This is a genomic window from Leptospira sp. WS58.C1 (assembly GCF_040833995.1).
Taxonomy (GTDB): domain Bacteria; phylum Spirochaetota; class Leptospiria; order Leptospirales; family Leptospiraceae; genus Leptospira_B; species Leptospira_B cinconiae.
In genome coordinates this window covers 1,151,587-1,166,177 of the sequence record NZ_CP162137.1, presented here as the reverse complement: position 1 = coordinate 1,166,177, position 14,591 = coordinate 1,151,587, and the positions used below count along the sequence as shown (strand labels likewise).

The following is a 14,591-nucleotide window of genomic DNA, read 5'->3' as shown; positions in this document are numbered from 1 at the left end:
GATTTCTGCGGGACGAGAATCCTAAAGAAGACGAAAAGAAATGTATATTTATCCGAACTCGTCACTCAAAAAATTTTCTTATAAAAAATATTGATAATTTATTTCTGAACGATTGAAATATTTCGGATAATTTACAAGGATCCAATCTTAGAAATCGGGAAATTTTTGCCTCATTCTTTCCACAAAATCACAACAAACGACAAATGAAAACCCGTGATCTCCAGTATTTTTGTTTTCAAACGAAGGTTTCCGCTTTCTATTCAATAGTAAGTGGATCCCAAAATTAACAAACGATTAAGCAAGGATCTCCTGGCGGAGTTAGAAGCAGCTAAACAAAAGATCTCCGAATTAGAGAAAAAAATAGAATTACTCTCCCGTTCGGAATCCGACAATCGTCTTTTACGGACGTTACTCGATTATTCCCCTTCAGCAATCACTATCGTTAACTACGAGACGGGGATCTTCGAAGAAGTCAACTCGACGGCCGAAATTCTTTTTGGACACACTAGAGAAGAATTCCTACGTTTAGGTCCTGCCGATATCTCTCCGGAATTTCAACCGGATGGAAAAAGTTCCAAAGTCTCCGCTTTCGAAAAAATGTCACTTGCAGTCCGAGGAGAAATTCCCGTATTCAGATGGGATCATTGTGACAAGCAAAACCAACTCATTCCTTGTGAAGTTCATCTGGTAAAGATCCCAGGTTCTAAAAATCTGATTCGCGGAAATATAATCGATCTTCGAAAAGAACTCGCTTCGGAAGCATTGTTAAAAAGTAGAGAGGAACAATTAGACTTAGTCATCAAAAGTGCAGACCTGGGTTTTTGGGATTGGAATATACCGAACGGTATCGTTATACCGAATGAAAAATGTGTGGAGATCCTTGGATTCACCATGGAGGAATTCCAAACTACAAACGAATTTTGGAGATCCAGGATTCATCCGGATGATCGTCCACTTATCGTAGAAGGACTAAAAGAACATATGGAAGGTCATTCGGAATTATTCGAAACCGACTTTCGAATGTTATGTAAGGACGGAAGTTGGAAATGGATCCGGTCCAGAGGAAAAGTTTGGGAGAGGGATAAGGACGGAACCCCTATACGAGCTCTCGGTATCCATATAGATATCACCGAGAAAAAGGAAACGGAAAAGATCCTTGAAGAAAAGGAAAGGACATTGGATTTAGCGGTCCAAGGCGCTAACCTTGGTATATGGGATTATAATATTATAACTAACGAACATCACGTGGATGAGAACTGGCTGAAAATGTTGGGGTATCGTCCTGGAGAAGTGAAACCTACATACGAATTTTGGAATGAAAGTCTTCACCCGGACGATAGAGACAAAACCAATTCCGCTTGGAAAAGTTACGTAACGGGAGAAACAACTTTCTATTCAACAGCGTTTCGTTTAAAGTGTAAGGACGGTTCTTATAAATGGATCTTAACAAGGGGAAAAATAGCCGAGAATGCTCCGGAAGGAAACCCGATCCGAATGATCGGAATCCATATAGATATTTCGGAACAGAAACACATAGAAGATGAATTAAGAGAAACAAAATTGTTCTTAGACAGAGCCCAAAAAACCGCAAAAATAGGGAGTTGGGAATACGATATACCATCGGGAAAAATGACCGCTTCCGAGGGGCTTTACCAAATATTAGAAACGAATGATAGAATGCTTGTACCTGCGTTCGATTACATTCACCCCGACGATCGGGAGAAAGTAGAAAAATATTTTAAACGATCGATAATCGAAGGAGTCTCCGCTGAAATAGAATATAGATCCATCACACCTTCCGGACAAGAGAAGTTCCTTTTAAACAAGACCGATTTTATCAAAGACTCGGAAGGAAAAGTTCTCAAACTTTTAGGAACAATCCAAGACATCAGCAACGAGATTAAAAGAAAAAAGAAAGAAGAATTCAAAAGAAATATAGAAAGACTTACCTCTTCCATCTCCACGGAACTTATCAACAGACCTATATTGGAAATCGAGGAAGCAATCTTCAATGCCATTCAAAAGATCACCCAAGCGTTCAAAATGTCTAGGGGCAATTTAGTATTATATGATACGAAAAAAATGATCAGGACTTTAGTATGCGAATTTATTGTCCCGGAATCGGAAAACAAGGAAGCAAGCTGGCCTCCGGAAAGTCCAGTGGATCCGAATAATTTTCTCACAAAAAAGATATTAAACGGGGAAATAGTAACACTTCAATTAGAGGATTTTCCCGAGTCGGATGCGCGAACCAAAATGCTTTCATTGCAAATCCAATTTTTGATCGCGGTTCCTCTAACCTTAGAAGGAAAAGTAGTCGGAGGTTTAGGAATGACCTCCGAGATACCTTTAAGCCGACTCGAAATGAAGTTTGGAGAGTTCGAACTCGCTAATTTAAAAGCGATCGGTGAAATACTTACAAACGCGATAGAAAGAAAAAGAAAACATAGCGAACTCATCGAGGAAAGGGATCTTCTTGCCGAGATCATGAAAACTTCCGTAGCAGCTATCACCGTTTTAAATCCGGAAGGAGAAATTTTATACGCGAATCCTTCGGCTGAAAAAGTGCTCGGATTGAACTTGGAACAGATCCAAAAAAGAAAATACAATGCACCTGAATGGAAGGCCACCTCGATAGACGGCGGAGAATGGACCGTAAACGACCAACCGTTCGTCAGAGTCCTTACCTCGGGACAACCCGTTTATGATATCAGGCACGCGATAGAGGATCAATCCGGAAATAAAAAATTCCTGTCCATTAACGGCGCACCCATCAAGGACAGGTCCGGTAAGATCAAAAATTTAGTATTTCTAATATTAGATATTACTGAAGCACTTCTGGCCGAAAAAGCCTTAAAACTGAGCGAAGAAAGACTAAGACTCGCGCTGAACGCTTCCAAAATGGGAACTTGGAGCTGGAATTTAAAAGATAGAACGGCCCATTGGTCCACCGACACTGCTTCCATTTTCGGGATAGATACTCATGATTTCGAAAAAGATAGCTCCGTATTCATGAGTCTAGTACATCCGGACGACAAAACCCTGATTCGAAAATCGATACGAAATAGTTTTTCAGGAAAAGAGAATGTAATCAATTTAGAATATAGATTTTTCCATCCGGATGGGACCATCCATTGGCTGGAAGTCAAAGGGCAAGTCTATCGGAACTCCAAAAAAGTCCCGGGACGAATGGCAGGGATCATTGCGGATATCACGGACAGGAAAAAGTCGGAGGAAAAATTAAAAGCTAGCGAAGCAAGATTTCAAACATTCTATAGATTTGCAAATGAAGCGATCATTTTCATTGACCCGAGAACGGAAGGAATTTTAGACACAAACCCGGCCTTCTTAAGAATATTCGGTTTTAAACAGAACGATCTGCACTCGATCTCTCCCGTATCATTATTCACTCCGGATTCATGGGCAACACTACATGCAAGGATACGCTCTTTTGAAAGCTCCGAAAACTTGGAATTGAGAGCGATACGCTGGAATGGTCGGATTTTTTCCGCGATAGGAAGCGTTCATTTTTATACAGAAAGAGAATCCTATGTAGCTGCAATCAGTCTTTTGGATACCTCCGCAATCCAAGAAGTGGAAGAATTAAAAGTGATTAACGACGAGATCTCTGTCAGGAATAGGCTGATCGAGATGCAAAAAAACGAACTACAGGAAACATTAGAAAACCTTAAAAAAGCTCAGGCTCAGCTTATACAATCCGAAAAAATGGCGGCACTCGGACAGTTGATCGCGGGTGTGGCCCACGAGATCAATAATCCGATCGGTGCAGTCCAAGCTTCCAACCAAAACCTTCAGGAATGTCTAATCCGTTTTCAGTCGATTTTACCGGATGTTCAGAACGTATTAACGGGAATGACTACCGAACAGGTTGAATCCTTTCGCCAATTCTTAAGTCTGGTCAGACAACCGAAAGACCAATTGGCAGGGATGGAAGAAAGAACGGCCAAGAAGAATATAGTATCTCAATTACAAGAACTGAATATTCCCAATCCTTATGCGATCGCAGATGCTCTGACTGATATGGGTTTCAGGGAATTACCCAAGACCGCTCTTCCATTCCTGGTCCGTGAAAGAGCGAACGTACTTTTGGAATACTCCACATTAGAAGCGTTCTTTTTCTCGAATACGAATACGATACAAATGGCCGTAGACAGAGTCTCCAAGATCCTTTACGCTTTAAAAAATTTCTCACATTTTGACACCATATCGGAAAAGATCCCGGCCTCCATCACGGAAAATATTGAGACAGTTCTCACAATATACCAGAACCAACTCAAAAAAGGCATCCAAGTCTCCAAGGAATACGAAAATATTCCGAAAATCTTATGTTATCCGGACGATTTGATCCATGTTTGGACAAATCTCATCTACAATTCTCTCCAAGCAATGGAGTTTAGGGGAGAAATCAGGATAAAAGTCTATCGTAAAGCGGACTTTATCAACGTAGAGATCACGGACAACGGTCCCGGAATCCCTGAGAATATTTTAGATAAAATTTTCCAACCGTTCTTTACAACCAAACTTCCCGGAGAAGGAAGCGGCCTGGGTTTGGACATCGTAAAGAAGATCGTGGAAAAACACAAAGGGAAAATCGAAGTAGAAACAAGACCCGGATTTACGATGTTCCGGATCCTGCTTCCTTTTGTAGAAGTTAAAGTTTAAACTTATCGACGGATTTCAAAAGCCCTTCGGATTGCCCATGCATCTCACTGGAATAAGAAGTCAAATCATCCGCTCCGGAAGCTACTTCCTGGGTTCCTTCCGAGATACTTACGATCGTTTTAGTGATCTCATCTGTGGCTCGTTTCTGTTCCTGGACCGCTTCCTCTATCTGTAAACTGAAACTCATCAGGAAATTCGCGGATTGATGGATGTCTTGTGTGTTCTTTTCTTGGGTCCGGACAGACTCCAATACCTTCTTCGCCGATAATCCGAAGGAATCAACGGAAGTCCGTAGCTTACGAAGGATATCGCTCGCCTCTTTCACCTTAGTGTTTCCGTTATGGACCGCGTTATTCGTCGAATCCACAAGTTCCCCGATCTCTTGCACCGAAGAAGAGGTCTGGGAGGCAAGTTTTCCGATCTCCTCCGCTACCACCGCAAATCCTTTACCCGCTTCACCTGCACGTGCCGCTTCTATCGCCGCATTCAATGCAAGAAGATTCGTCTTTTCCGAAATCTCGGTTATGATCGATAAGATCTCGTTGATACGACTGGCACTTTCTCCGATCTCATCCATTGCCTGGTTTGTCGCTCCCATCGCGTTCTCACCCGTCAACGCTCTCTCTTGAGACTCGGAAGCCACTTGGGATAATGTCTGCATCTCATTATTGATCGTGCCGATCTGTTCGCGAAGAAGTACAACATTCGTATCGATCTCTTTCATGTTCTCGATCGCTTTTTCCATGGACCTACGAACATTTTCAGCCGATGCAGCCAGTTCCTCCACCGCTGCGGACGATTCTTCCGCTGCGGAAGCCTGAGCCTGCGCAACATCCGAGAAGTTACGACTCGACTCCGCCATTTGGTCCGAGGTGTTATTCAATTTTGTGGAAGATGTTTTGATATCAAGAATGATCCTGGAAAGATTCACCTTCATTAGATCCATGGACTTGAGAAGCTTACCTATCTCATCCTCTCTCGATATATCCATATGCGACGTCAGATCTCCTTCCGCTATTTTCTCCGAAAAACCGATCGCTTCTAATAAGCCGGAGGTAATCAGTCGGTTAAAGATCAAGTTCAGAATGATCAGGATCACCACCATGATCACCAAAGACGACAAGATCGTCTGTAAGATCACTCCTCTCATATCCGACCAGAAGATCGAATCCGGGATCGACACTTCCACTGCCCAAGGTTTATCATAATTTCCTAATAAAAACGGGAAAAAATATCTAGTATGCCCCGCACCCTTGATCTGAAAATCCTCACCTTTCAAACTTAGTTCTTTTACTTGCGCAAGGATATTTTCTTCCGGGATCACCTTTCCCACTAAGGAAGGATCTCCTCCATTTGCGGCATAAAATCCTTCAGGCGAAACCAATGCCAGGTAACCTTCTCCCCTAAACGGCCGGATCGGTCCCAAAAGTTCCTGTAAATTCTCCATAGCGATGTCCGTTCCGACAGTCCCTACAAATTTTCCGTTCCGTAGGATCGGCTTCACCATCGAAACCATCAGTACATCTTTTCCGCTTACGGAATACACATAAGGATCGGAAATAAAATCTTTTTGGGTCTTCTTCGGAATTCGATAATAAAAGCTGATCGTATCATCCACATCGTACGATTCTGCGAATGTGATCTTTAAATCTCCGGTTGCTCGATTCCAATACGGAATAAATCTACCGGTCGCATCGTGGTAAGGAGTATTTTTATATCGGGCGTCCTGTCCATCGAAGCCGTTAGGTTCGTATAAAACCCAAGTTCCAAAAAAATGAGTATCGGTTTCGGCTAACTTTTTGAGAGAAGCGACCATTTCCTCACGAGAGGGATGAGTAGTTTCCAGCATGAATTGAAAACCTCTCAAAGAACCCAAAACGGAATTCAAAAAGTTCGAAATTTCATATTCATAACGTTTGCCGGCCATGGTAGATCCTGAATCCACCTGTGACTTTAAACTAAAATAAGAGGAAAACGAATTGATACCTGCCAGAACGAAAGAACCGGTCAAAAGTACAATCGATAAGTAAAGTGAAATTCTGTATCTAATACTCATAGTTAAAGCCCAAAAGACTATATTTTATTCCGATTTGGGAAAGGAAAAGCGAAAGATAGTGCATCCGGGTTTACTTTCCCAATCCCAGCTTCCCCCGTATTTTTTAGAAATGGATGCGGCAACGGCAAGTCCGATCCCTGCACCTTCACCTTCCGATTTTCCGGAAGATAGGACTTCCCCCACTTTTTCTCTGATATTTTTTGGAATACCTGAGCCGCTATCTTCCACCTCGCAGATTACCTTGGATTCCGCATCATAGATACTTACCTTAAGTTTTCCTTCCCCCGACATAGCCTGGTAAGCGTTATCCACGACTTGGGTCCAAAGCCTAACTAAATCTTCGGGAACACATCTCAAAGTAGCTTCCGAGACGTAATTTCTTTCTACGGTGACTCGGTTTCCACCCGCTCCTTCGTATACTCCAAGCACAACTTCCATCGTATCGGAAACCTTGACCCATCTTTCCTTATCTTCTTTTGCGATCCCGGAATACGTCTCCAATGCGGACACAATTTTATACATTCTATCAGTGGATCGATGGATTACCTCTTCCGAGATCTCTAACCCCCGAACAGCCATTAGAAATTCGGATATACGATCCCATTCGGAACATCTGCATAATTGAAGAATGAATTCCGGACAATCAACGAATCCAAGCTCAGCAACAACGGCCGCCTTATCACCCGCATTATCTATATCTTCCTGCTTTAAGAAAGCCTCGATAGAATGTCTAGTCTCTCTGAACTTTTTACCGATCTGTTCTTTATGATTTTCTAATGTTTTCTTCAAGGCGATGTTAAAAAATTCCCTTTCAGGATCGCTCGCCCGGCTCAAATATTCGAAAAGAAAAGGAAGAAGAACGGTTATCCTTTTCACATAAAAGGAAATATTCTCTCGAGAAGCTCCAATAGCACCTAATGGATTATTGATCTGATGACTGACCGCACCGGAAATCCTACCTATCGCCGTTAGCCTTTCGTTCCTAAGTAAGGTTTCCTGAGCGGTCTTTAATTCTCCTAATGCAACTTCCAATTCTTCTTTTTGAAGCCGGATAATCTCGTTACGTGAATAAATCTCTGCGGATTCTCTTAATATTTTTTCGGATCGGATCTGTTGGTCGATCGCGGCCAGTAACTTCTCCTTCATATTCTCCAATGTTACGAAAAGATGATGAATCTCGTCTTGGAAGTTCCTTATCGGGATTTGAGCGGAATAATTTCCGGCTCCCAGGGAATCCGCGAAAGTAGTAGCGGCGGATAATCCATCGACTACGTATTTGCAGAAGAACCTATCCAGAAAATACAAACATATCGGCAATAGTGCGAATGTGATGAATAAACATCTTAGAATGATAGGTCCAAGATCGTTCCATAAATAGGAATCCGGAACATAGACCTCGATGGCCCAATTCTTTCCGTATGTTCCCATACCGAAAGGGAATATGTAGGAGTTCCCACCTTCTACTAAATAGGCAAAAGGTTGACCTGAAGATAATGATCTTTGGATGGAATCCTTTAATTCAGGAGTTCCTGCGTCCTTCCCTTGCCGCAACGTATCCGCTCCATGAACCGCATATTTTCCGCCAGGAGAGATCAATGCCAAATGGCCGCCTCCGAACGGTCTTTTCGAAAATAATTCTTCTTCCAGGTCGGAAAGTTTCAGATCCAAACCGACTATTCCTATAAATCTTCCTTGGCGGATGATTGGCCGGATCAAGGAGATCATAAAAACATTCACTCCTTCCAGCGGATAAAAATACGGTTCTCCTACGTAATCTCTTAAGGTAGCTTTCGGGATCTGGTAATAGTTCCCGCTTTCGTCCGTATTATCATAATATACACTTTCTTCTAAGCTGATCTCATCCGGATTTTTGATACTTCTGTGAAAGTACGGGACAAATCTTCCCTTGGAGTTGGAACCCTTACGGCCGATAAAGGATGAATCCTTTCCGTCAAAAAGATTTGTTTCGAAGACCGCGCCTGCTCCTAAAAACCTTTTATCGTTCTGAAAAAGATTCAATAGATCTTTTTCGACGGAATCGCGGGAAGGACGGGAATGCTCCCAACGACTTTTTGCGTCTCCAACTTTAGAAATTGCTTCGGAAAAAATTTTACGTACTTCGAAGGAAGCCCCTTCCGCTTTTGCGAATGCTGCTTCCTGAGAGGAGACTTTGGAATCATAATATGCGGCTGCAGCCACCAACAAAGTTAGTAGGACCGAAAACGCAAATAGAACAATAGCGCAATAAAGAGAAAAGCGCGTTCGAAGGCTCATTATGCCCCCCTGTTTATTTAAGGGCTGAGGTGATAGTGGTTACTAGTTCTTTTTCGTCCCAAGGCTTTTTTAAGTAACTGTATAAATTGATCTCTTTCTTTAAAGCTTCAACGGAAGCGATATCGGCATGACCAGTAATGATGATCTTTTGGATTTCGGGATATCTCTGGTGAACGATCCGTAAAAATTCGTCCCCCTTGATATTTGGCATCAACCAGTCGGAAATTACGATCAGGATCTTGACTCCTTCTGTTACCAATTCTTCAATGATCTGCATCGCTTCGGACGCATCTAGAGCCGTCTCATAACGATAAGTATCTCCCAAATGTCTTTTGACTTGGGATTTCATACTCATCAAAATGAGCGCTTCATCATCAACAAAAAGAATCGCTTTCTCCACCGCTCCCCCGGTACCAACGTATAAATTAGACGAACAAAAACAGTAAAACCCCGGTTCAAAATCCGGAGCAAAACAAGGATACTTACTCTATAAATTATGATTGCAACTAATTTTCGACTTTATCCTCGAAAGAATGAGTTACAAGATCGCTTGGAAATAAATAGACCGAAGTACCTATTCAATAATTTTTATCGAAACCGGGGTTATGTCGGGAGAAGGCTGCATAATTAAGTAACCTTGCGAATATTCTATGCCCAGGGAACGTACAACTTTCAATTCCTCCGGTGTAGATACGAATTCAGCGACTACTTTCGCTCCGATCCGGTGAGCAAGTTCTGTGATGGCAGAAGTTAAAATGAATGCGGTCCGATTTCGCTCCAGGGATTGGATAAATTTTCCGTCGATCTTGATAAAGTCCGGCTGGATCTCCAATAATCTGGAAAAATTGGAATGTTCTACTCCGAAATCGTCGATTGCAATTTTTGCACCTAGCTCCTTCAATTCTGCGATCACTTTCAGACGTTCCGGATTTCCATGAAAACTTGCCGTCTCTAAAATTTCAAAAGTCACTCTAGAAGGATTGATCCCATAATGTTCCATTCTGGACAAAGCCCATTTCGGAAAACTTGGACTTTCCAATTCTGTCTCGGAAAGATTGATGGAAAATGAGTAAGTAGAATCAGAAAATTTTTTAAGCGCTTTTTCAAAAAGGATAGGACTGATCCTTCTCAAGAGCCCGGTGGATTTTGCCAGATACAAAAAACTTGCGGGAGCATAAACTTTTCCGTCTTCAACGATCCGAGCCAGGCACTCGAATTTTTCGACCTTACCGGTTTGGTTGTCCATAATCCCTTGGAAATATGGCACTATGTTGCCGGAATGGATTGCCTGATTCAGTCTTTTACCCAGATCCATATTGATCTTGTACAGATCCTGATCGTCCATCTTCTCTGAATACGAATAGATCCCCGCTTCGGAATCGAACTCGGGCTCTTGGCTTGCTTTAACAAGCGCTAGTCTCGCCTTATAGTACAGATCTTTTTTTCCACCTGCAGTGGCTATGGTTGCATTGATCCGGAAAGAAATCCCGGAAGCGGTAAAATAATCGGAACGGAGAAGGATCCTAAATGCGATCAGATGCGGTAGGAACTCCTCTTCCTGCACCTTGGACAGTATCGCGACCTCGTCCTCGTATACGTGGAAAATTTCTCCGTAGTTCCCTAAGATGGATTTCATGGAGTCCAGAAACTTCTTCATTAAATCCTTATAGAGAGAAACTCCAAAATCTCTTGTGGTCAAGGAAGTGGACTCTATACGTATCAACGCTAGAAGAGAATCTTCCCTTTCTTCCGTGGCAAGATCCAATCTTCTCCTTAAGGATTCCAAATTAGGAAGACCTGAGTCTCGATTATAGAGAAGGGCCTCTTCCAATTTTTTATTCAGTTCAAAAAGAGAAATATCCGACTCGTAAGAACGAACCGCTTCCTTTACCGTCATGAGTAGATCGTTCGAGTCCCAAGGTTTGGAAAGATATCGATATAAGTTCGCCTTGTTCAGTGCATTTCCCACGGACTCCGCACTTGCCTGTCCAGTGAGCATGATCTTTTTGGTGTTCGGATTTGTTTCTTGGATCCGGATCAGGAACTCGTCTCCCCTGATGCCCGGCATTACTTGGTCGCTCAATATCGCCGGGATATGGATCCCTGCCTGGTTACATTCCTCCACAATTTGGAGGGCGAGTTCCGCGCTATCTGCGGCTTCTATTTGATAACTTTTTCCGAAGGCGGATTTGAGCTGTTCCTTTAATCCTCGCAGAATGATCAATTCGTCATCCACGCATAAAATCACCGATCTTTTGGGCGATTCTTCTGATGATCCATTTTCTTGGGTTTTCACGATCGGATACTCGGAGAACTTGGGATTAGACGTGGAAAAAAAGAATTTCCGGCTCGGAGCAAAGAATATTTTTATTCTTATCTTGCGTGTATTTAAGTCTTAGTAATGGTCTTTTAATTGTTTTCATCTGAAATTAAAATGAACAAGGACTAAGGTCCAATATTGATCGCCGGATTCGATCTCCTTTATGATAAAAATAATTTTCGAAAACGATAAGGAAGTTTTCCTCGAACCTTCCGAATTAAACAAGTCATTATTAGAAATTTCCTTGGATGCGGGTATCCCTCATATACACGCTTGTGGAGGTAATGCACGTTGTTCCACCTGTAGGATACTTATCCAAGATGGGGACGAACATCTTCTTCCCCGTAACGAAATGGAAACGACACTTGCTTTGAAGAAGGGTTTTCCGGAGAACGTGAGACTCGCCTGCCAAACAAAGACCTCCGGCGATGTTGTTCTTCGTAGATTGGTCATTGATGAAGCTGACAAGGCCCTTGCATCCACATTCTCGGATCTGATATCAGGCATAGAAAAACCGGTTGCTATCTTATTCAGCGATATCCGAGGTTTCACCGGTTTTTCAGAAAGTCATTTGCCTTACGACGTCATCCACATTCTCAACCGTTACTTTTATAGAATGGGAGATAAGGTCCTAAAATACGGCGGGATCATCGATAAGTACATAGGAGACGGGCTAATGGCGATCTTCGGGTTGGAAGATCCGGACCCTCTTCGTGCCAATCTGAATGCGATCCGTTCCGCATTAGAGATGAGAGCCGAATTAGAAAGTTTGAATACTTATTTGCAAAACCATTTAGGCTCGGAATTCGAAATTGGGATCGGGATCAATTACGGAACGGCGATTTTAGGAAAGTTAGGACATCCTTTGAACATGTCATTCACTGCGATAGGTGACACAGTGAACTCCGCAAGTAGGATCGAAACAACCACAAAAAAAGCCGACGCAAAGATCTTAATTTCCCAAAAAGTTTATGAATCCGTAAAGGATAGGATCCAAAAGGGAAGAAGTTTCGAAACGAAACTGAAAGGTAAAACAGGAAATTATAGGGTCCACGAGGTGTTAGGGACCAAGAATAATTGTGAGGGAAGTGTTTGGCAAGAAACCGGGTACAGGATCTGGGATAAGATTGATCCGACTGAAGTGGGAGCTTGGCTCCGTATGGTGTTTCATGCCGCTTCTATCTTCTCTGCGGATGGAGAATGGTTAGGCTTGGAAGGCTCCATACGTTTTCCAACCATTATGAACGATGAGAACAATCGTGGCGTGGCAAAACAAATAGAAGAGATTATCCATTTAAAAGAAGAAATGGAAGAGGAAGGGAGAAAGAATGTTCCTTCTTTTGCGGACATGGTTGCTCTTTCAGGTGCCCTTGCTCTTCAAAAAGCGGGGGGACCGCAAGTCCATATTCTTCCCGGAAGACAGGACTCCAATTATCCGGCGGGAAGAATGCTTATGCCTGTAGATAGTCCTGACGTAAAAGATTCCTTGAATTATTTTTCCATGATGGGATTTTCCGCGAGAGATACGGTTCTACTGTTGGGAGTACATACATTGGGTTGGCATTCCAAAGGATCTTTTACGGAGACTCCGAATATATTCAATAATCATTATTTTAGGGACCTACTATTGGATGGCGGGGCGAGAATGCTTGCTTCCGACCGAGCCCTACTCGGTTCGGAAGAGACTAAAAGAATGGTGATGGAGTACGCGCTGAACGAGTCTCTATTTTTTAAAGACTTCCAAGGACTTTACCAGAGGTTAGTAGAACAAAAACGATTGGAAGAATCCTGACTCCGTTTTTTTCTGGAATTAGATGCGATTCCTGCCCGCTTTAGACAAGATCCCGGCTTACGAGGCCGGCAAACCGATTGAATTAGTCGTACGTGAATACGGAATTTCGCCTGACAAGGTTCTCAAACTCGCTTCGAACGAGAATCCGTACGGCGTATCTCCCAAGGTTTCCGAGACGATAAAAGAAGCGGTTTATAAGATGCCCTTGTATCCGGACGATTCCTATAAGGCGCTCAAGGATGCTCTTGCCAAAGTACACGGAGTAGATGCAAAAAACGTAATACAAGGGAACGGCAGCGATCAAATTTTCGATTTTGCGACCAGATCGGTCCTGAGTCCCGGGGACAAGATCCTACAGAACGGCAAAACATTCTCTATGTATTCTATATATGCAGGACAATGTGGAGCCGAAACAATCCAAACCGATTCCGAACTGCATGATCTGGACCAGTTTTTGGATCTGTATAAAAAACATTCTCCTAAGATCATATTCATCTGCTCTCCCTGCAACCCGATCGGGGACGCTTTAGACAAGGCAGATATATATACTTTTCTCCAAAATATTTCATCCGAAACCATGGTGGTTTTGGATGCGGCTTATATGGAATTCGGAAAAACCAGAGATCCTAAAAAAGAGATCCAAGCTGCGGATGTAATTTCAAAATTCCCTAATGTATTATATACCAATACGTTTTCTAAAATTTACGGATTAGGCGGGATGAGAATTGGATATGGTATCGCTTCCGAAGAAATGATCCGAGCATTCTATAAGTTACGACCGCCCTTCAATGTTTCTCAACTTTCTCAGTTAGCGGCTGCAACCGCGTTGAGCGACAGGGAATTCGTGGAAAATTATTTGAAGGCAAACCTAAAGGAAATGATCCGTTACGAAAAATTTGCAGAGAAGAAAGGGCTCTTTTACTTCGAATCTTATGCGAATTTTATCACGATCAAATTGGACAAAGCAAAATTGGATTCCACCCAAACCTTCGAGACATTGCTGAAGGAAGGGATCATATTACGAAATCTGAAAAGTTACGGATTGAATGCCTTGAGAATTACGATTGGAAGGCCGGAACAGAACGACCGGGTTTTAGAAAGGTTGTCGGAACTTCTTTAGTCGCTTCGCTTCTGAAGCCTGGGGATTTATTTATCGTATAGGTCTGGCCTCAGTCGGACAACTTTTTCTTCTCTACTTTCTGCCTTTTTAGTGCCGAAGTTCGCTGTTTCCGAGCGAGCAAACTCCTTTCTGACTTGGATCGGCCCTTTGGCTTGGAATTGGCTTTTTTCGTTTTTTTCTCTTTCGGATTGAAACATTCGAAACCTCCTTTTTTCGTCTTGGTGGTAAGACCTGCGATTCCCTTAATTAGTTTCGTCCCGAAACAGCGAATCCCTTACCGTATTATGTCAAAAATTTCCAGTTCTTGGCTAGCTTACTCCTTTTCTAGAACAAGTGAATGACTAAA

8 protein-coding genes are annotated in these 14,591 nt (G+C 42.6%); 3 read left to right on the top strand and 5 right to left on the bottom strand.

Annotated features, from left to right (window positions below; translation table 11 throughout):
• Nucleotides 1-270 precede the first annotated feature (270 nt).
• Nucleotides 271-4,683: a PAS domain-containing protein gene (locus AB3N61_RS05325; protein ID WP_367898664.1), complete on the top strand. Its 4,413-nt coding sequence runs from the start codon at nt 271-273 to the stop codon at nt 4,681-4,683.
• Here the strand turns inward: AB3N61_RS05325 and AB3N61_RS05320 are convergent.
• From AB3N61_RS05320 to AB3N61_RS05305, 4 genes are all read right to left on the bottom strand, one after another.
• A complete protein-coding gene (locus AB3N61_RS05320) occupies nt 4,673-6,739 on the bottom strand; it encodes a methyl-accepting chemotaxis protein (protein WP_367898663.1) in 2,067 nt (688 codons plus the stop codon). The two genes, AB3N61_RS05325 and AB3N61_RS05320, sit on opposite strands and share 11 nt — an antisense overlap.
• A 24-nt stretch (nt 6,740-6,763) precedes the next feature.
• Nucleotides 6,764-9,013, bottom strand: a complete 2,250-nt coding sequence (locus tag AB3N61_RS05315; protein ID WP_036090934.1) for an ATP-binding protein — start codon at nt 9,011-9,013, stop codon at nt 6,764-6,766.
• 13 nt (nt 9,014-9,026) lie between these two features.
• Nucleotides 9,027-9,413 (bottom strand): response regulator, encoded by a 387-nt coding sequence (locus tag AB3N61_RS05310; RefSeq protein WP_008597002.1) that lies wholly within the window; start codon nt 9,411-9,413, stop codon nt 9,027-9,029.
• A gap of 174 nt (nt 9,414-9,587) precedes the next feature.
• A complete protein-coding gene (locus AB3N61_RS05305; protein WP_367898662.1) occupies nt 9,588-11,309 on the bottom strand; it encodes an EAL domain-containing protein in 1,722 nt (573 codons plus the stop codon).
• 187 nt (nt 11,310-11,496) lie between these two features.
• On the opposite strand from AB3N61_RS05305, the gene AB3N61_RS05300 reads away from it, so the two are divergent.
• Both AB3N61_RS05300 and hisC read left to right on the top strand, forming a co-directional pair.
• Nucleotides 11,497-13,125: a peroxidase family protein gene (locus AB3N61_RS05300; RefSeq protein WP_020771306.1), complete on the top strand. Its 1,629-nt coding sequence runs from the start codon at nt 11,497-11,499 to the stop codon at nt 13,123-13,125.
• A 22-nt stretch (nt 13,126-13,147) separates the two neighbouring features.
• Entirely contained in the window at nt 13,148-14,245 is a 1,098-nt protein-coding gene (gene hisC / locus AB3N61_RS05295; RefSeq protein WP_367898661.1) for a histidinol-phosphate transaminase, read from the top strand.
• Nucleotides 14,246-14,271: 26 nt separating this feature from the next.
• On the opposite strand, the gene AB3N61_RS05290 is transcribed toward hisC, so the two are convergent.
• Nucleotides 14,272-14,442, bottom strand: coding sequence for a hypothetical protein (locus AB3N61_RS05290; protein ID WP_020771449.1), 171 nt, complete (start codon nt 14,440-14,442; stop codon nt 14,272-14,274).
• Nucleotides 14,443-14,591: the final 149 nt, after the last annotated feature.